The 22,535-nt window shown below is 67.9% G+C and carries 20 protein-coding genes and 2 pseudogenes; 5 read left to right on the forward strand and 17 right to left on the reverse strand.

Annotation, left to right across the window (positions count from 1 at the left end):
• Positions 1-9: 9 nt before the first annotated feature.
• From ACQPWZ_RS00135 to ACQPWZ_RS00165, 7 genes are all read right to left on the reverse strand, one after another.
• Positions 10-1,878 carry a hypothetical protein gene (locus ACQPWZ_RS00135; protein ID WP_433570173.1) on the reverse strand — a complete coding sequence of 623 codons (1,869 nt, stop codon included), beginning with the start codon at positions 1,876-1,878 and terminating at the stop codon, positions 10-12.
• Between the two features lie 164 nt (positions 1,879-2,042).
• Positions 2,043-2,237, reverse strand: coding sequence for a hypothetical protein (locus ACQPWZ_RS00140; RefSeq protein ID WP_327687173.1), 195 nt, complete (start codon positions 2,235-2,237; stop codon positions 2,043-2,045).
• A 16-nt stretch (positions 2,238-2,253) separates the two neighbouring features.
• Positions 2,254-2,889: a class I SAM-dependent methyltransferase gene (locus ACQPWZ_RS00145; RefSeq protein WP_433570174.1), complete on the reverse strand. Its 636-nt coding sequence runs from the start codon at positions 2,887-2,889 to the stop codon at positions 2,254-2,256.
• 286 nt (positions 2,890-3,175) lie between these two features.
• Positions 3,176-4,282 carry a beta-methylarginine biosynthesis bifunctional aminotransferase gene (locus ACQPWZ_RS00150; RefSeq protein ID WP_433570175.1) on the reverse strand — a complete coding sequence of 369 codons (1,107 nt, stop codon included), beginning with the start codon at positions 4,280-4,282 and terminating at the stop codon, positions 3,176-3,178.
• Positions 4,279-5,292 carry a 2-ketoarginine methyltransferase gene (locus ACQPWZ_RS00155; RefSeq protein WP_433570176.1) on the reverse strand — a complete coding sequence of 338 codons (1,014 nt, stop codon included), beginning with the start codon at positions 5,290-5,292 and terminating at the stop codon, positions 4,279-4,281. Before ACQPWZ_RS00155 ends, ACQPWZ_RS00150 begins: the two co-directional genes overlap by 4 nt.
• Positions 5,285-5,587 carry a hypothetical protein gene (locus ACQPWZ_RS00160; RefSeq protein WP_433570177.1) on the reverse strand — a complete coding sequence of 101 codons (303 nt, stop codon included), beginning with the start codon at positions 5,585-5,587 and terminating at the stop codon, positions 5,285-5,287. The genes ACQPWZ_RS00155 and ACQPWZ_RS00160 overlap by 8 nt, the downstream gene beginning before the upstream one ends.
• A 1,095-nt stretch (positions 5,588-6,682) precedes the next feature.
• Positions 6,683-7,696: a LuxR C-terminal-related transcriptional regulator gene (locus ACQPWZ_RS00165; RefSeq protein WP_433570178.1), complete on the reverse strand. Its 1,014-nt coding sequence runs from the start codon at positions 7,694-7,696 to the stop codon at positions 6,683-6,685.
• An 800-nt stretch (positions 7,697-8,496) separates the two neighbouring features.
• On the opposite strand from ACQPWZ_RS00165, the gene ACQPWZ_RS00170 reads away from it, so the two are divergent.
• Positions 8,497-8,877, forward strand: a complete 381-nt coding sequence (locus ACQPWZ_RS00170) for a Helicase associated domain protein (RefSeq protein ID WP_433570179.1) — start codon at positions 8,497-8,499, stop codon at positions 8,875-8,877.
• Positions 8,878-9,307: 430 nt separating this feature from the next.
• On the opposite strand, the gene ACQPWZ_RS00175 is transcribed toward ACQPWZ_RS00170, so the two are convergent.
• The 4 genes from ACQPWZ_RS00175 to ACQPWZ_RS00190 all read right to left on the reverse strand — a co-directional run bounded on the left by ACQPWZ_RS00175 (position 9,308) and on the right by ACQPWZ_RS00190 (position 13,067).
• A complete protein-coding gene (locus ACQPWZ_RS00175; protein WP_433570180.1) occupies positions 9,308-9,961 on the reverse strand; it encodes a DUF4232 domain-containing protein in 654 nt (217 codons plus the stop codon).
• Positions 9,962-10,377: 416 nt separating this feature from the next.
• Positions 10,378-11,643 carry a multidrug effflux MFS transporter gene (locus tag ACQPWZ_RS00180; protein ID WP_433570181.1) on the reverse strand — a complete coding sequence of 422 codons (1,266 nt, stop codon included), beginning with the start codon at positions 11,641-11,643 and terminating at the stop codon, positions 10,378-10,380.
• Between the two features lie 3 nt (positions 11,644-11,646).
• Entirely contained in the window at positions 11,647-12,291 is a 645-nt protein-coding gene (locus ACQPWZ_RS00185; protein ID WP_433570182.1) for an NAD(P)-dependent oxidoreductase, read from the reverse strand.
• A 23-nt stretch (positions 12,292-12,314) separates the two neighbouring features.
• Positions 12,315-13,067 carry an MBL fold metallo-hydrolase gene (locus ACQPWZ_RS00190; protein ID WP_433570183.1) on the reverse strand — a complete coding sequence of 251 codons (753 nt, stop codon included), beginning with the start codon at positions 13,065-13,067 and terminating at the stop codon, positions 12,315-12,317.
• A gap of 81 nt (positions 13,068-13,148) precedes the next feature.
• Here ACQPWZ_RS00190 and ACQPWZ_RS00195 point away from each other — a divergent pair, with 81 nt between their 5' ends.
• Both ACQPWZ_RS00195 and ACQPWZ_RS00200 read left to right on the forward strand, forming a co-directional pair.
• Positions 13,149-13,778 (forward strand): winged helix-turn-helix transcriptional regulator, encoded by a 630-nt coding sequence (locus tag ACQPWZ_RS00195; RefSeq protein ID WP_405566658.1) that lies wholly within the window; start codon positions 13,149-13,151, stop codon positions 13,776-13,778.
• A gap of 349 nt (positions 13,779-14,127) precedes the next feature.
• A pseudogene (locus tag ACQPWZ_RS00200) lies at positions 14,128-14,281 on the forward strand (NTP pyrophosphohydrolase); the annotation flags it as partial.
• A gap of 685 nt (positions 14,282-14,966) precedes the next feature.
• Here the strand turns inward: ACQPWZ_RS00200 and ACQPWZ_RS00205 are convergent.
• Positions 14,967-15,659 (reverse strand): annotated as a pseudogene (locus tag ACQPWZ_RS00205) (DUF262 domain-containing protein); the annotation flags it as partial.
• A 261-nt stretch (positions 15,660-15,920) separates the two neighbouring features.
• Here ACQPWZ_RS00205 and ACQPWZ_RS00210 point away from each other — a divergent pair.
• Positions 15,921-16,373, forward strand: coding sequence for a hypothetical protein (locus ACQPWZ_RS00210; protein WP_405566661.1), 453 nt, complete (start codon positions 15,921-15,923; stop codon positions 16,371-16,373).
• Between the two features lie 36 nt (positions 16,374-16,409).
• Here ACQPWZ_RS00210 and ACQPWZ_RS00215 read toward each other — a convergent pair whose 3' ends face one another.
• From ACQPWZ_RS00215 to ACQPWZ_RS00225, 3 genes are all read right to left on the reverse strand, one after another.
• On the reverse strand, positions 16,410-17,609 hold the full coding sequence (locus ACQPWZ_RS00215) for a NucA/NucB deoxyribonuclease domain-containing protein (protein WP_433570184.1): 1,200 nt from the start codon (positions 17,607-17,609) through the stop codon (positions 16,410-16,412).
• Positions 17,610-18,613: 1,004 nt separating this feature from the next.
• On the reverse strand, positions 18,614-18,823 hold the full coding sequence (locus ACQPWZ_RS00220) for a hypothetical protein (protein WP_433570185.1): 210 nt from the start codon (positions 18,821-18,823) through the stop codon (positions 18,614-18,616).
• Between the two features lie 220 nt (positions 18,824-19,043).
• On the reverse strand, positions 19,044-20,081 hold the full coding sequence (locus ACQPWZ_RS00225; protein ID WP_433570186.1) for a hypothetical protein: 1,038 nt from the start codon (positions 20,079-20,081) through the stop codon (positions 19,044-19,046).
• Between the two features lie 574 nt (positions 20,082-20,655).
• On the opposite strand from ACQPWZ_RS00225, the gene ACQPWZ_RS00230 reads away from it, so the two are divergent.
• Positions 20,656-20,943 (forward strand): hypothetical protein, encoded by a 288-nt coding sequence (locus ACQPWZ_RS00230; RefSeq protein WP_405566672.1) that lies wholly within the window; start codon positions 20,656-20,658, stop codon positions 20,941-20,943.
• A 165-nt stretch (positions 20,944-21,108) separates the two neighbouring features.
• Here the strand turns inward: ACQPWZ_RS00230 and ACQPWZ_RS00235 are convergent, their stop codons facing one another.
• Together ACQPWZ_RS00235 and ACQPWZ_RS00240 are read right to left on the reverse strand one after the other, a co-directional pair.
• The gene (locus tag ACQPWZ_RS00235) at positions 21,109-21,780 is read right to left on the reverse strand and encodes a hypothetical protein (protein WP_405566674.1); all 672 of its coding nucleotides are present in this window, start codon (positions 21,778-21,780) and stop codon (positions 21,109-21,111) included.
• Positions 21,777-22,355 carry an RNA polymerase sigma factor gene (locus ACQPWZ_RS00240; RefSeq protein ID WP_433570187.1) on the reverse strand — a complete coding sequence of 193 codons (579 nt, stop codon included), beginning with the start codon at positions 22,353-22,355 and terminating at the stop codon, positions 21,777-21,779. Before ACQPWZ_RS00240 ends, ACQPWZ_RS00235 begins: the two co-directional genes overlap by 4 nt.
• Between the last annotated feature and the right edge of the window lie 180 nt (positions 22,356-22,535).

Consider the following 22,535-nt stretch of genomic DNA (forward strand, 5'->3'; position numbering starts at 1 on the left):
GGGCGGCTCTCAGCGCGCCGACACCCCCACGGCGGGAAGGACACCGAAGTCCCAGCGGGCCACCGAGAGGCCGAGGTCCTGAACGGCGAATGCCGTGAAGTAGTACGCCTGCGGGTGTGCTCCGGCATCGATGGCGAGGGAGAACTCCGCCTCGTGCCACTGCCCGGCGGTCCCCCGGACCTTGCTCCGGGACGGAGTCACGGTGCAGTCCGAGCGCAGGTGCCGGGGCACGAACACCCCGATTCTCACAGGCCCACGACGTTCCGGCCGTACGCCAACGCGTGCGTGCAGCGTGCCGCCCGTGTGCACCGATTCCTCCGTCGTGAGGCTCAACTCGGGTGAACCGACGAGCCGGTACGCCATGTCTCCGCACCGGATGCAGACGGTGCAGACCGTGTCCAGCGCCGTGGGGACCAGGGCCCGCTTCACGAATTGCCGAGCGGCCCGGCCACAGTGACACAGCACCTCGGAGACGGACTCCGGGTCGACGGTGCTGCGCTGGCCGAAATAGGCGTGGCAGTCGGTGAACTCGGTTTCCGGGTCCTCCGCGATCTGCGTGCTGATCGCGTGATCGAGCGACTGGAGATCGTCGGACAGCGCACGCAGGATGGCCGGCTCGCCCTCCGCGGCCGTGGCTTGCCGTGTCACCCAGCGCTCCACCTTGCCCGCGAACCTGGTGAGTCGCGGGCGCAACGCGTGCCGCTCCGGAAGGAGGCCGCCGGCGAGGTAGGCCGTCAGCCGGGAGGACGTGGACAGCACCAGAGGGCCGGGAACCTGCGGCGTGGGATCGGGAGCGCTTCCTCGGTCGTCGGCCATGCCGAAGTGCCAGTACGCAGGGTCCGGCTGAGCGGCGGAGATCGTGGAGTTGAGACTGGCCGCGGAGGGTGCCTCCGCCTCCGCCGCTCGCATCCAGGTCGTGTTCTCGGGGCGGGCCGAGTCGTGCACGGTGGGCGCTGCCACGACATCCCTGGCCGCACCGTCGATCGCATTGAGCATCAGCTGGTACTTGGGGTCGTAGGCCACGGCATCGGCGAACGGACCGTTGTTGCACGAGCTCAGCACGATCTCGACGGAGGAGACCCGGTTCAGCGGGATCAGCTTCTCGTTGGGCTTGTAGCAGTCGGGTCCGTAGGCGCAGCGCGGCCCGAGCAGTTCCGGGCGGCGGGACGCCGCGGTGTTGAGCCCGCAGACGGTGAAGTCGGCGAGGTTGACCGAGTCGTCGCGCCCGTGCCCCTGCAGCAGCAGCCGTCGCCACCGCTTCTCCAACAGCTCGGTGCCGATGTCCTGGCGTTCCAGGGCGCGGTCGTCGAAGACCTGGACCGCTCCGAGCGCTTCCGGACGGTCGGTGGACGTGAACAGGCCTGCCGCGACGACGTCCGGACGGGGGCGGCAGAACTGCTTGGCGGTGAACCACGCCAGCGACGCGGCGTCCCGGCCGGTCAGGAACCCCACCTGCCGGCCGTCGCTCCGATGGGCCTGCCGTACGAGCTCCATGACCGGGTCCGAGGTCAGCTGCGGGTAGGCCGCCACGACCAGCAGTGACCGTCCGGCGGGCCCGTTCTCCAGGAGCTCGCCGTGCAGCTCCTTCTCGTCCAGCCACTCGAGAGCCAGTGGTCCGAGCAAGGACCGCAGCCCCGCCGGGAGTTCGCCGCCGCCCAGCAGCACACCCCGTGCGTACGGCGTCGGTCGGGCGATGCCGCGGTAGAGCCCGGCGGCCAGCTGCATCGCGGAGAGCAGATCGGCGCGGCCGCCCACCCATACCGGGACGGAGTCCGGTCGCGGTGAGTCGAGGAACCGCGCGACGGCTTCCGCGTAGGCGGTATCCTCGTCGATCGGCGTGAAGAGTGTCGTGGATACCTCGGTCGGTGAACTTGACATGGTGGTCATCCTCGTCGAGTCGGAGCGTCTCCGAAAAATGGGGCATGTCGGCGGACCGGGCGCAGACAGGAATGCGGCGGGGGCGTCGTGCTCACCACCCCCGCCGCACTTGTCATGACCTCGGCCCGTGGGAGAACGGGCCGGCCCGCTTCCGGTCCCGGCCGCTAGTCGGTCACCGGCGCCGGGAAGAACGCCGTGACGTCGCTCTCCGGCACCCAGATCGGCCGCTCCTTCGCGATGATCAGGTACCGGTGAAGGTTCTTCTCGTCGTCCCAGGAAACGGCGAGCACCCGGTACTTCGCCTTGCCGCCGATGTTGACCTCGACGTCGCTAGCGACTCCGGTGAAGTGGATCGACATGTCTTCCTCCTTAAATTCAGTGACGGTTGGTGAAGCGCTGGAGGTAGGCGATGCCGGACGGCCTGCCCTCCAGATAGCTGGTGGTCGAGTAGCTGTCGTAGGCGTGCCGCTCGATCAGGATTTCGTCGAAGTACGGCTCCCAGCGCGGCTCGAGCGTCGGTTCGGTCACGAAGAACGACATGAAGTGGCCGCCAGGGGCGAGGACGCGCGTGATCTGCTCACGCATCAGGGTGTCCCACCACTCCGCGTCGTCCCGCATCGCCTTGGGGAGCCAGGGGTCGAGCATGATGCCGTCGATGGTCCCGGTGGGGATCGACTCGATGTACTCGAAGAAGTCCGCGTGGACGACTTCCAGGTTGTCGGGGAGATTCGGGGCCGACTTCTTGAAGTCCTGGATCACCTCGTCGTAGACCTCGACGACGGTGTGCTTCTTTACATTCGGCTGCTCCGCGATCGCCACGGCGGAGAGGCCGAATCCGAGCCCGCATTCCAGGAATACGCCTCCGTCGCGGCACAGCACCTCGGCCGAGCGGCACATCAGCGGCGCTTCCCACTCCTGCATGGCTTGCGACCCGTCGATGTACAGGGTCTTCTCGCCATCGGAGTTCTTGACGGCGATGTCCGGCGCTGCGGGCTGGGCGGGATGCTTCACGGTCTGTCCTTACTGTCGAGGATCACTGCGTGGAATGACGCGCCGATGCGGCGTGCATTCAGGGGAATGAATCGCAAATGAGGCCACGTTGCAGGTCCGGGCACCTCTCGGACGGCTCTGCTTCACCGTAGCCGCGCGCCGGGGCGGGCGGCCGGAATGGCCGGGTCGGGCAATCTGCATTGCGGGAACATGCAGCGTTCGCAAATTCAGGCAAAGGCCACCGGGAGGTGCGGATGCGGAACGCCGTTGCGCCCGGCGCCGCGAAATCCTGCCGGCCGGCGGCCGGTCAGCCGGCCGCCGCGGTACGGCGCAGCCGCTCGGCGGCGGCGGCGATCGTCTCCAGGGACCGGGTGAGGACAGCGGGGTTGACACCGGTCGGGACACGGATGTGGCGGGAGTCCGCGGGGTAGTAGTGGGCGCCGGTGGTGACGACGAGCCGGTGCTCCGCCATCAGCACGTCCGCCAGCGTCTCCACGTCGGGCACCCCGGGGTCCACCCACACATGCGTACCGCCCTGCGGGGCGCAGACCCGCATGTCGTGCGCCCGCGCCCAGTCGAGCACCAGCCGATGGCCGGTCCGCACCCGCTCCGTCAGCGACTGGTTGCCGAGTTTGCACAGCTGGGCAGCTTGGTTCTGGGCCCGTGTCGACACGGCGATGCGCTCCCACTCCATCCGCGCGGTGAGCCGGGCGACCTCCTCCGGAGCGGCGGTGATCCAGCCGACCCGCAGCCCGGGGGCGCCGTAGTTCTTCGAGAAGCTGTTCAGGCCGTAGACGCCTTGCCAGTCCTCGACCAGTGCCAGCGGTGCGGCGCAGGCCGCGGGGTCCTGGACGAAGGAGTCGTAGGCCAGGTCGAGGACGAGCGTGAAGCCGAGCCGGCGCCGGGCGGCGATCAGGTCACGTGCCGTTGCCTCGTCCAGACAGACACCGGTCGGGTTGTGCGGGGAGTTGACGTAGAGCAGATCGCCGGGGCCGAGGGCGGTCCAGGAGCACTCCCCGACCAGGGCGGGCCAGTCCAGCACCTCCATGTCGAGCCCGACGGACCGCAGCAGGTCGGCGACGCTCAGCAGGACGGGGCCTGTGCACACCGCCCGGCCCACTGCGTTCCCGGAGAGATGACGGGCGATCAGCCCGAGTCCGTCGAAGGCGCCGTTGGTGACGAGGAGGGACTCCGCGCCGACGTCGACGCCCTGTTCCCGCTGCCTCAGGCGCAGCGCCTCCAGCAGCTCGTCCGTGCCCCGGCTCGGGGCGTACTGGGCGTCCAGTTCCCAGCCGACCGCCTGCAGGCTGGGCGGATCCGGCCAGGCGGGCACGTTTTCGGCCAGGATCTCCCACGGTTCCTCCGGTGAGGCCGCGACCGTCGCGAGGCGCTGCCCCAGCGGCGTCAGGCTCACTGCGCGGCACCTTCCTGCCGGGTCAGCAGATACCCGATCTCGAGGCCGGTGGAGTCCACGCTCGGGTCGGCCACCCGCCGGGAGACCACCGAGGCGCCGGCCTCCTGGAACAGCTCGTGCCAGAACCGGTCGGTCTCCAGCTTCTGTTCGGTGAGGACGTGCAGCAGGAAGTACGGGTTGTAGTAGGCCAGACCGAGGCCGTGCCGCATGACCTGCGGGTCGGCGGGGCGGTGGTCCACCTCGACGATGGCGAGGTGGCCGGAGTGGCGGAGGGCCGAGCGGACCAGTTCCACCACCGCGCCCCGGCCTTCCTGCTCCAGGATCTCCTGGAGCAGGAACGCGGCGAGGCAGAGCCGCGAGGAGTCCGGCTCCGCGTCCGGTGCGACCGTGTCGCGGACGTAGTCGGTGGCGCCGGAGCGGACGAAGCGCAGCCCGCCGGCTGTCTGCTCCTCCGGGGCGAACGGGTCGACTCCGATGCCGGTGACCGTGGCGGAGTCGCCGACCAGGCCGGCGAGGAAGGTTCCGTCGCCGCAGCCGAGGTCCACGACGGAGGCCGGCGCGGCCGGGAGGTCGGACATCAGCTCACGGACGAGCGGCAGCGCGTCGAACGCGCTCATTCCGCAGCTGCCGATCCCCACGAGCCTGCCGTTGCGGGACGCGTAGCCCTTGCCGCGCAGGACGTCGGTGATCTGCTGGAACGTTTCCGCGTAGCCGCCGATGAGCAGCTCGTACCACGGGCGGTACGGGCCGAGGGCGCGCCCCTGCTCCGTCAGGGCCACGGTGCCGCCGCTCAGCGTCACGTAGTTCTCGTTGGCGAGATACTGCAGGAATCCGCTGGTGCGCGACGCGTCGAATTCCAGGGACTCGGTCAGTGCGGGTATCTCCTGCGGAGCCTCCGCGATGCGGTCGTACAGACCGCTGCTGAACAGGTGGTAGATGCCCTGCGCCAGCGCGAAGCCACGGACGGGCTGCAGTGCCTCGATGAGCCGGAGCTCGAATCCCTCATCCATTGTGCTGTTCCTCATCTGGTGAACCATCGGCCATGGGCTGGAAGTCGATACGGACGATTTCGAGATCGCAGGTGTGATGCAGCAGTTTCCGGAAGCGGTCGGCGCGCTCCTCGGACCGTGTGCTGACGCGGATGAACGGGCGGCTCCGGCCCTGCCAGTCGAGAACGAGGGAATCCGCCGCGGTGACGAAAACGCAATCCTCGCGGAACTCTTCTCCCGCCAGGAGTTCGCGTACCCGTTTTTCCAGCGTGGCCCGTTCCTCGCGTGGTACGCCGAAGAACTCGATCGTCGGCATCTTTCCTCCTTGTTCGCCCCGGGATTGTCGGTGCTGTTACTTGATCCGGAGTCTCCGCTCCGGCCGGAATGAACCCGGGGGCAGGGCGCCTGAAGCGGCGGGCAGGCCCGGCACCGCGGGTCCACCGCACTCAGCGCCTGGTGCTTCGAGTTGAGCTGCCCGGACGTCGTGAGCACACTCCGCCCGGCTGCACGACTTCCGGCGTCCCGGCACCCGCTGGGAATGCGGAACCGACATCCATGAAGCCTTCCGCAGACCGGTCCGCCGGCTCATCCGCCGCGCCGGGTCGGCTCATTGCGTCAGCAGCTCTCAGCCCCAGGCGGAATCGCCCGAGGCGCTGCTCGCAGCCTGGACCTGCCGATGGTTCTCCTGGTGGAAATTCTGCATCGACAGGGCGGCAATCGCCATCACGAGGATTCCGGCTGCTGAAATAAGGTTACGCATGAGCTCTCACATTTCTTCATCTCGCCCCTTGTGACGTCGTTGACGATATAGGCGCGGAGGACCTTGTGGCCGATACGAAAATGGCGAGGACCTGCAATGCCGAATCATGAACGAATGACAAGAGGTGACTCATTTGCTTCAACTAGGACATATCAGGCGGGTGTGCGGGGCTGCTCCGGGCCAGGCGCCCTGCCGGCGCCGGAAGCAGCGGCTCCCACCGGTTCTTCAAAGGCCACCGGCGCCGGGCCCCCGATGAACCGGTCGGCCTCCGGGCCCCTGCGCGAGCGACATCGACGCCCCACCGCAGCGCGGCAGGACTTCCACGATCCACCAACTCACCTTCCGGGTACCGTCCTTGGCATCGCGAAGGACTCGGCCACCACCACCGGACAGCCACTCCACCGGCCACCACCACCGGACAGCCACTCCACCGGCCACCGCCGCCGAACCCGCACGCCGTATACGCGACGCCGGAACCGGTAGGGGACGAGGGCCGGGTCGCCCACAGCCGCTGCCCGCGGGCAGCGGGGGGCCGTGTGAGCGGCTGTTTCCCCACGGACACTCTCCGGAGTCCGCGTCCACGCGCGCGGTGTGCGCGGCGTGGACGCGGACCAGGACGTGGACGCGGACCCAGGGCGTCTTACGCTGTCGTCACAGCACTTCCCGCTCCTCCGTTTTGGACAGTGAGTTGCCCGGGCCGGAAAGCAGGCCGGTGGTGCCGATGAGATAAGCCAGTTGAGGCCGGCTGCGGCTGCCCAGTGCGTCCGAGGTCTTCTTGATGTGTGTCGCCACAGTACGAACGCTCATGCCCAGACGTTTGGCGATGGCCTCGTCCGTGAAACCGTCCACCATGAGCCGGAGTACCGCGCTGCGTATCTCGTTGCTGATGAGCGGAGACCGCTGGGACACGGACTTCGGGTCGATGGACCGGGCACGCGCCCACATGTACTCGAACATGGTGGCCAGGTGATTCACCAGACCCGGGTGCTGCACCGTCAGCGCCGAGGTTCTGCGGTCACCTTCGCCCGGAATGAACGCGATTCGCCGGTCGCAGATGATGACCCGATCGAACACCTCGTCCAGTGTCCTGACCTGCGCCCCCGCTTCTGTCACCCGCTCCACGTAGGCCATAGTGGGACCGTGCGTCCGTACGGTGTGCTGATACAGCGTCCGCTGCACGGCGCCCCGCTCGTTGAGCTCCAAGTCCCGATCCAGTGCCTGCCTGAGCAACTGCGGCGACCGGCCGCCGCCGGGCTGTGCCGTGAGCAGCTCCACCTGGCACGACTGGACGGCCCGCTCCAGCGCGGAAGCGATCATGGCCGGATCATCCAGGGTCTCCACCGGCGCCACCCGCTGCCGATGAACCCTCCTGTGGATATGGCGTATCCCATCGATGGCCAGCAGAACATCTGCTAATGCGTTCTGATGGCTCTCTATCGTGCGTTCGATGGGCCGCGCGGCGTTGGCGTAGGCGACGTCCGGGGAGACCGCGAGGAAGTTTCCGGCCAGCTCAGGGTCGGAGCGCAGCAGGCCGAGCCCCAGTACGCACTCGGGGATGTCCCCGGAGAAGCCCTCCTCGTATATCGCGGACTCGTAGGCCTTCAGTCCCCGTTCACAGACTTCCGCCACCTCTGCTGGGCCTGTTGCGTGATCACTTCCACACATACGTCCCTCCTTCACGCTGCCCGATTTGAGCCATGTTGGTGAGCACTCACTCCGCGGTGGATCTTGTTGAGCGTCGTGTCCTCGGACAGTAGGACGGTGAGTTCGCCGGTCCGGATCTCGATCGTGCGATGAAGATGCAGAGTCTCCCCGAACTCCGTGATGGACCGGTCGGCGGCTCGGAGCCGGCAGGAGACTGACAGAGCGGCGGCACGAGCGTCCGGTGTGCCTCGACCGTGCCGCGCATGTGGTGGTGAATAGGTCCGACGGCCGGGCCGGATTCGGCCGTCCGGAACGACTTCTCGACCCGGCACAGGCCTGCGACAGGCATCGATGACGAAGTCGGCCCTGGCGTCGAGGTCGGTGACGTGGCCGCTGATCCCCGCCAGTGCCCGGCTTTCACCTCCGGTCGCCGCTTCAGGCCCTCAGTGGCGCCTGCGAGTCGGACCAACCGGTTGCGCTCGACCGCGAGCACGCCGGTCGCGGCCTTCTCCGCCGCGGTGAACTGCGCGTCTAACGCGGCGGAGGCGGCCGCGAGCAGGCCGGTACGGCGACGGTCAATGAAGGCAGACATGGCTGATCCGTTTCGTTACAGGTGCATTACTCGGCACACCGTCCGGCCGGTCGTCGGCGGCGTGCTGGGTGACCGCAGCTTGTGCCGAGCTTCGTCCCACGGCCAGACCTGCCGGGGGGCCATCAGGGAGGCTCGAACGTTCGCACCGGCTGTGAACTGGGGAAACTCGAATGCTCGAATGGGATGGAATAGCGGTGGGTGGCTGAGGCGGGCGTACAGGGCCGGGACCATGCCCAGCACCCGGGCGGACGAGCTGGAGGAGCTCGACATGATCTGGGACACCGCTGATGCCCAGTTCGAAGAGAACCTCGCTGCGGCCCGCGCGTACTACGCAGAGGCCAGTACCTTGGCCGCGCCCCGCCACGCGACCGCGATGGACAAGCCCGTGGGGCAATGGCTCACCAACCTCAGGCGGCCCGGAGGTCTGGGCAAGGACCCCGATCGCGCAGCGCTGCGCGGCGAGCAGCTCGCGGCGATCGATCCGGACTGGAACCCCGGGCAGTTGGGCTGGACTGTCGACTGGCAGCGCCACCACACCGGCCTGCGTGCCCTTCAGGAGGCCGGCGGGGACACTGGAGGAGATCCTGCCTGGCGTCACCTACCGCGGTGACGACATCGGCCGCTGGCTGGCGAGGCAAGCGCGGGACTTGACGCGCCTGAACATCGAGCAGCAGCGCCGCCTGGGCGTGCTGGGTGTGAAACCCGCTTCACGGCCGCAGAAGACCTCGGTACGAACCGGGCGAGTTGACTGAAGTCACCGGGCCGGGGAGCGGCCATCCAGCCTGCGAGTGTGAAGAGAAGCGCGTTGCGGACGTTGCGCGCTATCACACCCGGGTTTCCTGCTGCCGTCATCTTGCATTCGCGCGCCATCGTCAGCCAGTCGCCGATCTTCGCGGCGTTCTGGAACTTCCCCCTTGATGGAGTGCGCGACGCGTAGCGCATCGTCGACGTGGATGCCCTGGGCCGGAAGCTTCAGGCTGTGGGCGCGCCGCGCCTGAGCCCCAGCGCGCACAGCCTGCGGCTCGCGTGCTCGCGTCTTGTCAATAGGACAGCGCGTCCGACATGGAGGTCTGCCAGTAGGTCACGGCGGCGCTGTCGTCCTTGAAGGCGTCTGCCGGGAGCGTCAGCGGGTTGGGCTTGCCGACGGAACCGGAACCGTCGCGGGATGTGAAGTGCACCATGAGCCGCCTGGGCTTGTATCCGTGCGCTTCGTCGCCGACCGCGCTGCTGAGCCGCACGGCTGCGTAGGCGGACCGCCCCGGGGCGAGGGTCGCGACAGCCTGCGGCTTGCTCTCCTCGATCGTCTGCGTGGCGGCCTGCTCGTCGTCGAAGCGCAGCATCGGCGCCGCGTAGATGTCGCAGGCCCGCGCACCCTTGTTGGTGACGGTGAGCAGCATGTGGTTGACCGGGCGGTTCACCTCGGTGGCCACGATCTTGGTCGCTTCGGCGGTACAGGCGCCGGGGGCACCGGATACGGGGCTCTTGGTGGCGATGGCATGGCCGGTGTTGTCGCCCTCTGCCTTCGGTGAGCTCTGGTCGGCGGTGGGGGTCCGGCCCTTGGGGGACGCGGACGGCGTGGAGGAGGCGGCCGGGGTGGGGGGCTGGGCCGTGTTGCTGCCCTGGCAGGCCGTCAGGGAGACGGTTGCGAGGAGGGCTGCGGCGGAGGCGGTACGGGTGGTGCGAGCGGTAGGCATGGTGCGCATCGTGAATCGGTTCCTTCGATACGTGTGGGTAGTGCCGTCAGTGACGGTCGATCACTGCGACCAGGACTGCGATGCAGGCGATCAGTACGGCGACCGCGGCAACGTCGGTGACGCAGAAGCGTGTTCGCATGTGGCCTCCGGAAGTGGTGGCGCTCTCCACAGCTTGTGGGGGCCGGGTGATCACAGGCCAGCCAGCCGGGACAATGGGGAAGGCGGAATGCTGGAACGGGCTGTGAGCTGGGGAAACAGTTCCTCCCTGGAACGCCCGGCTGGGACGACGGAGCGATCGGGGGAGCCGAGTGGCGAATGCCGGTGGTGTTCTATCCACCGCGCGGCAAACTTCGGCCTGGCGGAGGGTGTGCCAGGCAGGCGCGGTTCGCGACGTTGGGCCACCGACCCTTCAGCTGCTAGTGGACCTTGCCGCGTCTGCGATCGATGTGCCGGCGCGGCCGCCGGTGCCCGGCAGGTCCTTGGCGAGCCGGCCTGCGAGTGCGCTCACCGGGCATCGACCGGGTGAGGACGCCGAGTGTGAGCAGAGCGAGCGCCGGCAGCACGGCGACGATGATTCCCATCGGCAAGGCGTCGGTGGCGCCACCCGCGCCGGCCAGCGGAGCAAGTGCCCCGCCGATCATGAACTGGCTGAAGCCGAGCAGAGCGGCGGCCGACCCGGCGTGTCCGCCGTGGTCGGCCAGGGCCTGGGCCGCGGCGTTCGGCATGACGAGGCCCACGCTGGAGACCAGGACGAACAGGCCGATCAGGAGCGCGGGCAGGGGTGCCCGTGTCAGCACCGCGCCCAGGACCGTGGTGCCACCGGCTGTCGCGCCCAGCAGACCGGCGAGCAGCAGCACGCGGGCGCCGGCCCGGGCCACCAGCCGGCCGCTGATCTGGGCGGCCGCAATGAGTCCGGCGGCGTTGACGGCGAACACGGCGCTGTACTGCTGCGGTGACAGGCCGTGGATTTCCTGCAGGACGAACGGCGAGCCGGAGATGTAGGCGAACATCGCCGCGAAGACCAGGCCGTTGGCCAGGACGTACCCGGTGAAGACCCGGTCGCTGAGCAGCTGCCCGACGACAGCCAGCAGCGGCTGGCGTGACGCGGAGGACCGGGTCTCCGGCAGTCCTGCGGCGGAGGCCGCCAGCATCACGGCGCCGAGTACGGCCTGGCCCACGAAGATCCCCGGCCAGGCCGTGACGCGCAGTAGCTGGCCGCCGAGGACCGGCGCGAACACCGGCGCCAGGCCGGTGATCAAGGTCAGTGCGGAGAAGAGACGTGCGGTGCGGGTTCCGGAGGTGCGGTCGCGGACCATGGCGTTGGCGATGACGATGCCGAACGCCCCGCCGATGCCCTGGACCAGGCGTAGGCCGACGAAGGTCCGGACGTCGGGCGCCACCGCGCAGAGCGCGCTGGCGATCGTGTAGAGGGCGAGGCCCGCCAGCAACGGACGCCGCCGGCCGTAGGTGTCGCTCAGCGGCCCGGCGATCAGCTGCCCGATGGCCAGCCCGGCCAGGCAGGCGGTGATGGTGAGCTGGGTGGCCGCGGCGTTGGCGCGCAGGTCGCCGGCGAGGTCCGGCAGTCCGGGCAGGTAGCCGTCGATGGACAGTGGTCCCAGGGCCACGAGCGCTGCGAGCAGGACGATGAATCGGGTTTGCCGGCCGGCGGCGTCGTTGCTCATGGCTCAGTACGCCACGGTGATGCGGCGGCGGATCGCGGTGCCGCTCTCGATCGTGTCGGCCAAGGCGATCGCGTAGTCGGCGTACGAGATGCGGCTGTTGCCGTCGTCGTCGGTGATCAGGGTGTCCCCGGCGCTGCGGTAGGCCCCGGTCCGCTCGCCCGCTCCGATGACTGCGGCGGGCGACACGTACGTCCAGTCGAGGTCGTGCATGCCGCGGTAGAGGTCGAGCGCTTCGGACTGGGCCTCGGCGTTGGCCTTCCACAGCGCGGGGAAGTCCGGGTCGTCCATGACCCGGGCGCCGGTCGGCGTGCGTAGGCTACCGGCACCGCCGATGGTGACCAGGCGGGTGACGCCGGCTCGGCGGAGTCCGTCGATCAGCGCACGGGCGGCACCGACGATCGTGGCGCGGTCGCTTTCCTGGCCGATCCGGGGGCCGACGGCCGAGAGCACGGCGTCGTGGGAGGCGGCGAGGCTGGCGACCGCCGCGGGGTCGGTGACGTCACCGGTGGTCACGGTCAGGGCCTTGTGCTTGAGTCCGTCGATGTGGCCGGCTCGGGTGACCGCGGTGACGGTGTGGCCGCGACGCAGTAGTTCCTCGGTGGTGGGCCGGCCGATGTTGCCGCTGGCACCGAACAGGACGATCTTCATGTGTTGCTCCTTGTTTCTGATGGTCAAAGGACGGGCTGGCCGTCGGCGACGATGGCCGCGGTGATGCCGCGCTCGTCGGCGGCGTGCTGGAAGCGCTGCTCGATGTCGGGTTGTTCGGTGTAGAACGGCGGGTTGTGGAACAGGCCGTAGTGCATGGCACAGACGGTGCCGGATCCGAGTGCGACGGCGGCCTCGACGCCCTGCTCGGGGGTCATGGTCGCCGGGACGTTGGCCGCGTAGCCCTCGAAGTGGGCGATGACGCCGTTGACCGGGACGAACGCAACGTCGAACGGGCCGTGGTCGCGGGCGATCTGCCACCAGCTGCCGTGCCACTGGGTGTCGCCGCAGTGGATGACCCGCCGACCGGTACCTTCGACGACCCAGGCGACCTGGTCACAGTCGTTGCCGCGCCAGTCCAGCGAGGTCACCGGGGTGACGGTCAGCTCTCCGATGCGGCGTGACTGGCCCAGGTCCTGGGCGACGGGGGTGATGCCCACCTCGTGCAGCGCCGCCGCGCTGGGGGTGTGGCAGCCGATCGTGCCGGTGGCCGCGATCCGGGCGATCAGGTCGTGGTCGAAGTGGTCGGGGTGCAGGTGGGTGATGAGGGCGTGGGTGCCGGGCGGTGTATCGACCGGGTCAACCGGCCGGTGCGGCGGCCCCATCACCGGCGCCAGCGGAGCGACGTTCTCGAGCGGGTCGATCAGCAGGCGGGTGTCGCCGAGACGGATCTCGATGCCGGCCCAGGCCAGCCGACGCACGGAAAGGGTGGGGGTCATGGGCAGCGACGCTAGACCGACGTTGTTGAGAAAGTCAACAAGAGAGTTTTGAATCTCAACGCCGCGATGTAGAGTGGTGGCATGCGCACCTACGGGCAGTACTGCGGCATCGCGAAAGCACTGGACACCATCGGCGACCGATGGACCCTGCTGATCGTCCGCGAACTGCTCGCCCTGGGTCCTTGCCGGCACACCGACCTGCGCAACGGGCTGCCCGGGATCGCCAGCAACCTGCTGGTCGACCGGCTCCGCGAACTCGAGGAAGCCGGCCTGATCCACCGCGAGGCCGCCCCGCCGCCGGTGGCCACCACCCTGTTCTCCCTCACCGAGCGTGGCCGCACGCTGGAGCCGGTGCTGCAGGAACTGAGCCGGTGGGGCGTGCCGCTGTTGCGTGAGCCGGGCGGCAACGACACCTTCCGCACCCACTGGCTGGACATGCCCGCCCGGGCACTGACCGACCACCGCCCCGACCAGCCGGCAATCGCCCTGCAACTGCACGCCGACGGCAACGAAGACCTGGTCATCGAAGTCAAGGACGGCTCGGTGCACACACACGCCGGCCGGGTCGACCACCCCACCGCGTCACTGACCGGACCGCCGCACCTGCTGGCCGCCACCCTGCTCGGCGACCTCGATCTGAGCGCCGCAGTACAGCAAGGCCTGCGGCTCAGCGGCGAACGCGAGGCAGTAATGCGCATCCTGCCCCGCTGATCGACCGGCCGCTCGCGGGCCTGTCATTCGCTACAGAGAGCTACTTGTCACTTCGCCGCAGCTTCGGGAGCACAGGGCCGCCACATGCACCATGCACGGCGGCCTTCACCAACACTGAGCGTCACCGCTCCACAGAAGTTGGGCCAGAACCCGAGAACGGACAGCAGATGTTCACCACTTCAGGAGGCACCCGGCTGCGGCTCTGTTCGATGTTGATGACCTGGTACGGGCAGCACCACGGTGGCCGTGATGTGTTGTCAGCACTCGCCGTCGCGGCGTCGCCGGTGCCGCGAGCTAGCGTGAGAGCCCGTTGGCTGCGCCCCGAGCAGCCCCTGGCATCGTGTGGCTCATGAGTGAACTGGTTGAGCGAGTCGACGAGCAGGACCGGGCGCTTGGGAGTCGTTGACCGAGCCGAGGCGATCCGTCGGGGCTGCCTGCATCGCGTCGCAACGATCGTGTGCCGCGACGACGTTGGACGGTTCCTTGTTCATCGTCGCCCGGAAGAGCCAGGAGGTAGCGGACTTGGGCCTTGTTGTTGCCGCGCATCCCGAACGTGGTGATCTGTTCGAAGGCTCCGGTGGGGAGCAGAGGGGAAAGGAGTCCGGCGACATCCTCGGCGGTGGCGCACTTGCGCAGCCGGGGTATGAGTCGATGGATATCGTCCTGGAAGTCTTTGGCCTGGACGGGTTCGTCGTTGAGGATGCGCTCGACGTAGAGGCGGTCGAGGTAGTTCGCGGCCAGGGCGGCTTTGGTCTTCGCCTCGGTGTCGGTGTCGTGGGGCTGGATGGCTGCCAGGATGAGCGCCATCTGGTTGGTCAGCCCGTTGGCCTCGTTGTAGAAGAGGGCGGAGAGGCCGTGGTCGCCGTAGGGCTGCTGGCAGGCGTGCAGGAACATCCTGTGGTGCACAGCGAGGCGGATCAGGTCTTCAACGAAGCGGATGTAGTCGTCGGGCTGGTGCAGTCCGATCCGGGCTTTGTTCTTGCGGACCCAGATGTTCAGCGCGGCGTCGATGTCCTCGCTGTCCGACGTCTCTGCGTCCAGAGTGGCGTAGCCGGCCAGGAAGGCGGACTTGAGGAACTTGCGGGGCGCGTCGGCGTCTCCGCGGACGCTGGTGAGTTCGGCAAGCATGCGCCGCCAGGCTTCGTTGAGCTTCTCCTCGCCGCTTCGGGCGTGAGAGAGCAGGAAGCTCTTGACCAGGTCCACCGGGGTGAGGCGGGCGCCACGGTCGTTCATCGACTCGAAGATGCGAAAGCCGCTGTCTCGGCTGGGAGCCCGGATGCCGACCATGACGACCTTGGTCAGCAGCCAGTCGACGAAAGCCTGGCAGCGCTCCGCCTCCAGGAGCTCTTCGACAAGGTCCCCGATCTGCCGGCTGCGGTCGTACAGGTTGCGGACCGACAGTGAAGCTCCGGCGGGCAGTTCGTAGGGCCGCTCCCGGTAGAGGGCTTCGAGTGCGTCCTGGCGCTCTTCGATGTCGAGGCGGAACTGCGGGCGGTCTCCGCGGCCGAAGTCAGTGATCACTCGGTCCAGCTTGCTCACGACGTCCTGTTGTCCCCAGCCCCGGGCTGCCTGGAGCAGGTGCAGGAACAGTAGATGCACGGTGGTAAAGCGCTGCTGCCCGTCGACGAGGAAGCGCATGCGGCGGGACTGCTGGATGTAGACGAACGGGCCGAGGAAGAAGCCTTCCGCATCCCTGTGATGGAGGCGCCCTTCCTTCTCGAGACGTCCGAACGCGTCGAACAGATCGGAGACCAGGGTGCGGACATCGTCGGCCGACCAGGCGTACTCCCGCTGGTAGTACTCGATGTCGTATGTGGCCTCACCGAACAGGCTCTTCAGATCGAAGGTTCTTCCCTCAATCGACCCAGTTCCCCTACCCACCCCATCCAGCCCGCGTCCGGAGCCACTTGAGCGGAACTTCAGATATCACTCAGCGTAGGTAAAGACTCCTCTGACGTGAACCTGGAGGATGCCCTCCTGCGTTCTGTCCGACACCGGCCAGGGCATGGTGGCCCGTTGCACTGGTGTGGAGACTTGCGACCTCGGCCGACAAAGGAATCCGGCTCTGCGCGTTTCTCGCGGAAACTCGCGTGGCGCAGAGCTCACTTTTCCTGGGCTGCCGTGCTGGCTACGGTGGCAGCCATGGAGTCACCTAGCACCTTCGGCGAGGACTTGTTTCCTGATCGCCAGCCCTGGGACGTTGCGTTCGACGAGCTCACCGTCTCGTACAGCCAGTTCTGGGTTCTCGCCGAGGGGGGTGACCGTGGTGATGTGGAGTCCGCCATCCCGCAGGGCGACACCGTTTCCGGTCACGGCACGGCGGCGGGTGTGCCCACCCGGGCGTCGCGGGCGCTGATCGGCGCTGCATTGTCGGTATGGGACGAGGCTCCGCCCGATGGCGTCGGGGCGTACCTCGGTACGTGCCGAATCGAAGTGCCTGAGCGTGAACTGATGCTGGTCAATGTGGAGGGCCGCGAGCCCGGGCCGGTGCTGGTGCTGCCGGATGGCGGGGCCTACGAGGTCAAAGTGTGGCGACGGTCTGCCGACGAGCCGGAGCAGTATGACATCCGGGTGTGGCCGAGCCCCGGCCGGTGACACCGACCGGGGCTCCAGGCTAGAAGAATCCAGGTCCTAGAGGATGGTCACGTAGAACCTGTCGCGGTGCAGGATGCGGTCATTGGAGTACCAGTTTCCCAACAGTGCGCCGGCCGACCGGTTCTGTGAGGCGTTCAGGTACTTCACAGAGAAGTTCTTGTCTCCGCGTCCGGCGCCTTCCCACGTCGAGCCGAAGGGGTACTCGTCGCAGTCCAGTCCGGTGGAGGGGGTGGGGCGGATCGGGGCGCAAGCGGTGTTCTTCGCCGATTCGTTCTTCGCACGCTGGGCCTTGGCGGCGGCGTCCCACTCTTCGTAGAGCCGGCTCAGTGTCTTCTTGCTGGCGATGGAGCCGGGGATGGCCTTGCCCGGCACCTTCGGATCGGTGGCTCCCGGGTTGGTCTGTGCGGTGTAGATGTGCTTGCCGACATCGCCGTTGTTGGGGTTGGTCCGGCTGTACGTCATGACCGGCACGACGCGGTCGAACACGGCTTGTCCGACAGGGCCGCTGAGGTAGCTGGCCGAGTCGATTCTGATGCCGGTCTGCATGACCGTTACCCAGTTCCCGGTGCTGTTCTTGACCGAGGTCGCCACTCCACACCGGGAGAGATGGTCCCGCCCGTAGCCGTCGGCCTTGTTCTGAGTGACCCAGTGGAGTGCCGTGCGGCTGGTGTCTTTCCACTCGGACAGCTTGGTCGGGTTGATTGCGTTGTCGTCGACCTCGCACGGCTTGTTGCTGCCGTCGGAGCCGGTGTATCCGCTCGCGCCGACGCCAACGGCGAGGAAGCCGTCCGTGACGGCCCCCGTGAGAGCGAAGTTGTCCAGGCTGGTGGTGAAGTACGCGGCGCGGTCATCCGTGGGGGCGACGCCGAACGTGGTCTGTGTGAAGTTCACGCGTCCGACGACTTTGCCGTTCTGGTCGATCGTGTTGTAGCCCATTTTCCGCATGCTGCAGAAGCGGAAATGGTTGATCACCTTTTCACCGGGCTGTCCTCCCAGTTCCTGCCAGCAGTCGGAGATGTCGTCCCACACTTTGCGGGTTTCCTCCCCCGGCGGGGGCACGTCCTCGGGGCTCGACTCGTAGGTGGCACCCGTCCGAAGGCCTACCTGCTCCCCGTGCTCGGTCAATTGGGCCGGTGCTGGCGGATTCGTGTTCCCACGGCTTCGCCGGTGAATTTCTGCGGTCGGGATGGTGCTGCCGATTTCAGGTAACGGATGCTCAGCATCAATTATCTGCACAGGTGTTGTGCTGTACACAGGACTGTTTGCCGCTCCCGCCACTGGCGTCACCAGGGCAGTAAGGCCCAGGACGGCTGCAGTGACGGCAAGGAGTCGTCTACCAGTACGCACTCTTGTCCCCTCAAGTGGGCTGTTGCAGACGCCGGACATGGCGGTACGGCGTCCAGCGCGCCTCCCCCACGGCGAATGCTTCACCTCTGTCTAGCTCACCCGGTCCTATAGTCGACAGCTCCTCCTCAGCCCCGCTGAGGCGGCTCAAAACGGCTGAAGCAACCACCCGATTGATTCCATATCTGGACCGAGGGTTCTATTTGTCAGGCGAACACGCCAAGAGAAGCCAAAGCCTTGACTGGCCGAGAAGCTATTTGGCCGGAGAAGCCGTGGCAGCCTGCCCTACTGGAACAGGCATCACTCAGGGGTCGCTGGCTGCAATGACGCACAACTCATCTGCATGCGCGCATTGAACGTGCGCTCCGGAATCGAGCCCACCCGCTGGGCATTGGGCCGGGACTGCTACCCGTGGATGCGCCCAGATGTGAGTCACGACGGTCATGAGCGAGGGGCAGCGGCTGCGCACACGCTCTCGGCGTCGAGGGTCGCCAGATCAGTCAGCCTGCTTCATCCGCGAGGTGGCCATGTCCTCTCCCGTTCCGGGCCTGCCGGACCAGCTGTTTCAGCATTTCGGTCGCGATGGAGTGCGACAGCCCGCTATCGAGACCGGACGAGCGAAGGCTGGAGCTCCTCTCCGTCACACCGCGCGCGTCGTCACCGCTCCAAAGTCTGTGCGTCCCTCAACGAGCTGGCCCCACAGCCGCACCCGGTAGCTGGCACGCAGGCTCCGGCGCATGATCGCCCGTCGCACCGCTGCGAACGGATGTAGCCCGATTGCTGGACGAAGCACGCTCCGCGTCTTCGGGGCCCTGCGGCCGTGAGAGAGGGCCGGGCGCACCGGGTATAGCGGGTGCGGCGGCCCTCGCTCTGAGGGGGGCGGACGGTCCTGCAGTTCAGCCTGCCTTCCTCCTCGCCGTGGCGCCGTCCCTGGGCAGCGCTTCGTGGATGGCGGCCTTGCCGGCGACTGCGCGGGCGATGGTGTGCGTCGCACCGAGCACGACAATGAAGGCGGTCAGGATGAGTGCGACAGCGACGTCACGGCGTGAGGTCAACTGGCCGGTGAAGTACAGGACGCCGACGGTCACGATCGCGGTCGGTGCCACGGCTCCGTAGATGCGCTGGCGGATGCGCGGAGGCAGGACTGGGATACGGATCCCGACCTTTCGAAACCATGGAGAGTCGGGTGGGACGAGGCTCAGGGGGGCGGTGGGCTCGTTGCTCTCGGAGTCGTTCACGTGCGGGTCCTTCAGTTTCGGGGGGACAGGGGTACTGCGGTAGTGCTGGGGCCGGGCTCGGCGCCGCCGGGTGCGGCGCCGAGAAGTGTCAGGGCCGGACACGGCGGCCGCGGACCAGGCGCTGGTCGAGGGTCTTCGCCGTCATCTCGTCGCGCGCGACGATGAGGTCGGGGATGTCCGCGCCCTCCTTGAGGGCGTTCATGAGCAGCTGCGAGCCTTTCCATGGCGGCAGCATCCGTCCGCCGTCGGCTAGGGGCCGTACAGCGAGCCCGTGCGCTGCTGCGACGAGGACGATGGCGGAGTCGAGCACCGTGCCGGAGTAGTGCATGGCCACTGGGACGTTGTGGCTGAGGAGGGCCTCGGTGATCGCCGAGCAGGTGTCGTGCACGTACTCGATGTGGGGGTAGTACTCCTCGAGGACGGATTCGAAGCGGCGCATCCGCCGGGGCAGAACGATGTAGCCCTGCCCGGCGGGCTGCCGACTGGTGTCCTCGCTCAGCTCCTCCCACTCCCCCTCGGGCAGGCGGAGCCGGTAGGCGGAGGAGCAGTCCGCGGTGAGGCCGGATTGGGCGGTGGCGACGGCGGCGGTGAGCTGCGCGCCGGGCACCTTGACGAGGATGGACAGCGACATCGCGCGATGATTGCCGGCGATCAGCAGGTCACTGAGCGAGCCGGTGAAGGAGACCGAGACCACCGGCCGGTCGTCCAGCACGCATTGGCGGACGAGCGCGATCTGGTCGTCGGTGTCACCTTTCGCGCCGACGAGTTCGATGTCCATGGCCGCGGAGGCGCTGAAGGCCGTCAATCCGGCACGGATGTCGGTGAAGACCTGTTCGCGGGCGGCCCGGGCCGTGCTCTCCCAGAACTCGGTGGCCCCCGGGACCCCCGCCGGCGGCCGGTGGCCGGGATCGGGGGTGTACTCGTCGTGCAGCAGCGCGACTTGCTCCTCGTTCGTGCGCGGCCCGGGGACCAGATGCTGCGCGTCGTTGACGTCCGGGTCCCGGGACAGTCGGGTCCGGATGCCGTTGATGGAGTCGACGGCCGTCTCGGCGACGCTTCGGGCTATCGCGGACGAGACGTGGAGCGGCGGCTGAGCGCCGCCAGCGGGACCGCCATGCTGCTTCACCGGTGCCTCCGTACAGTCAGATTGGATCAACGATCAGTGTTCGGGACCACACTACCGTTCGTGCGAACCTTCTCGGGTTTCCACCTCCAGTAGGTCACTTGGCCATCTTGTCGGTTCGATCGCGCCCGCGCACCACCGCGGAGACCGTCGGCGGCGTGCGCCGTGCGGCACTCGGAATCCCGCCAAGTGGTGGAGGGCGATGCGGAATCGATCACCCGTCAGCCGCGAGGCCCTCTCCATACCTGGTCGACCTGGGCTGATGTCGAGATTCACGGGGCGGCCGCACGGACTGAGTTGAAGCAGTCGATCCCGCGGTGCTCGACACTCGCGGCAGCACGGCACCGTTTGACCGGGCTTCAAGTCGGGGACTTACAGAGGCGACAGTTTCTTGTCGTGTAACGAACGCAACTACAAAAGACGCGCACTATGACACTACAGAACCACTACGCTGGACCGGCGGAGAAAACCTTCACCTGGGAACCCGCATGCCCGCGTACGACTTGCAGCAGGAGGCACGCCACCTTGTCCTTGGCCGGAGCGGCTGGCGCGCCTCCCTTACGAGAGAGGGATCTTTGTGCCTGAAACCCAGCAGACTCGTCCGACTGTCCGTCCGAAGGACAAAGAGCGCCACGTCGTTGTCTCGGTGCGATTCCCGGAACGGCTGTTGCAGAAGGTGAATGCGTTTGCCGCCGTCAAGGACGCGACCGCGAACGCGGTGATCCGCGAAGCCGTGGAGGAGCACATCCGCACCCAGGTGCGGACCCCAGAGTTCCAGGAAGCGAGCAGGGCCCACATCCAGCGTGCCCAGGAACAGGTCGCTGCCGTCCTGGACGATGAGGAAGCAGCGGCCATCGCATCGTGAACAGCACGCCTGCGGCGTCGCGGGATGCGGCAGTCTCCTCTCCGGCAGAGGAATCAAGGCCCGATTCCCTCAACGCACCACTGACCACACAGCTGCGACCGACGGGGCCCGCCCGCGCGGGCCCCACTCGTCGCGGTACCGCACAGCAGCCGGCGACGGCGATCGTCAGCGGCGGGCGGTGAAGTCGTGGAGCCGTTCGGCCAGGCGCCGGTCAGGTCGGCTGACGATGGCGCAACTGCTGTTTCGGGCAGCCAGCCGGTTGATCTCGGCCTCCAGTCCGCCAGTGGGTGGGCTCGCCGCTGATCCGTTGTGCCGCACGTAGCGGGCGAAAATCTCCAGACCCTCGATGAACTCGTCGTCCGGCGCAGATGCACCGGTGGACGCGTGGATGACCTGCCGGTACCAGTGCTGCGCCTCCCTGCTCTCGCCGAGCTCGAGGTGGTGCAGATGAAGGCAGTAGGCGGCAGCCCGATGACCGGCCCCGGCGGCGATCTGCCACCAGAACTGGGCGCTTTCGGGGTGGCCGGTGAGGTAGAGCAGGCAGGCGAAGACGAGAGCGCCCTCGATGTCGAGCTGCTCCTCGGTCATGTGGATGCCGGCTTCGGGATCGGCCGCCAGCCGATCCATATGCAGCGCGGCGCCCGGCTCGTTGAGGACCCAGCGGGAGACTATGCCCAGGCGCTGTCCTGCCTGCGATGCCCTGTACACCTCGGCCGCGGGTGCCGCGAGTGCGGCGTCGGCGGCCAGCCGGCACAGTGCTGCCGGAACGCTGAAGGCGCGGGGGGCGGGAAGGGAGACAGCGGCGTCTGCCAGAAGGTCATCGATGGCGGAGGTCATGTGCGCTCCCCTTTCTTCGTGTCGGCGGGCAATCCCAGCTGGACGCGCAGCCGTTCCTTGGCTTTGCGGCCGTGGTAGTCGACGGTCCGCTCGTTGAGGCCCATGAACCACGCGATGCGCGACGGCGGGTACCCGAGGAGGTGACGCAGCACGATGACGTCGAACTGCCGGGGCGGGAGGGCGGCGATGGCCTCGTACAGTCCCGTCCTGCTTTCCATCAGGCTCAGCTTGTCCCGCGCGGCACCGAGCACGGTGCTCACGAAGGCCGGCCCGCGGCCCTCGCTCTCCAGCCGCTCGTCCACAGTCCGACGAACGATCGCCCACGCCCGCTGCTCGAAGTTCCCCGCCTGCAGAAGCTCGTCCCAGCTGGTGAGGATGTCGAGGAACACGGCGTGGACAACGTCCTGAGCGTCGCTGCGGCTACCGAGCTGTATGTGCGCGTAGTCATGGAAGAGCTCCTGGTGTCCGAGGTAGAACGCCTCGAAGTCCAGCGGAAGCGCCAACGGGTCGCGCACCGGCTGCGGCAGCCTGCCGTATGGCGTGGCATCGCCCTCATGGACGTGCTCGCCGTTCAAGCCGGCCTCCCCTGAGTGTGGGTCATCACGGATCCTCTGACGGAGGGCAGCACGTCAACTGTGGCGCACCGGAGCCCCGTTGGGCTCACCACCCACCTAAGCGATTTCGACGGCCGAACACTCACGCCCCCGCAGGAAAGACTTTCCGACTGCTCACCCATGGCCACGACGAGATAGATC

The sequence above is a fragment of the Streptomyces sp. CA-251247 genome (genome assembly GCF_050952975.1).
GTDB lineage: Bacteria > Actinomycetota > Actinomycetes > Streptomycetales > Streptomycetaceae > Streptomyces > Streptomyces achmelvichensis.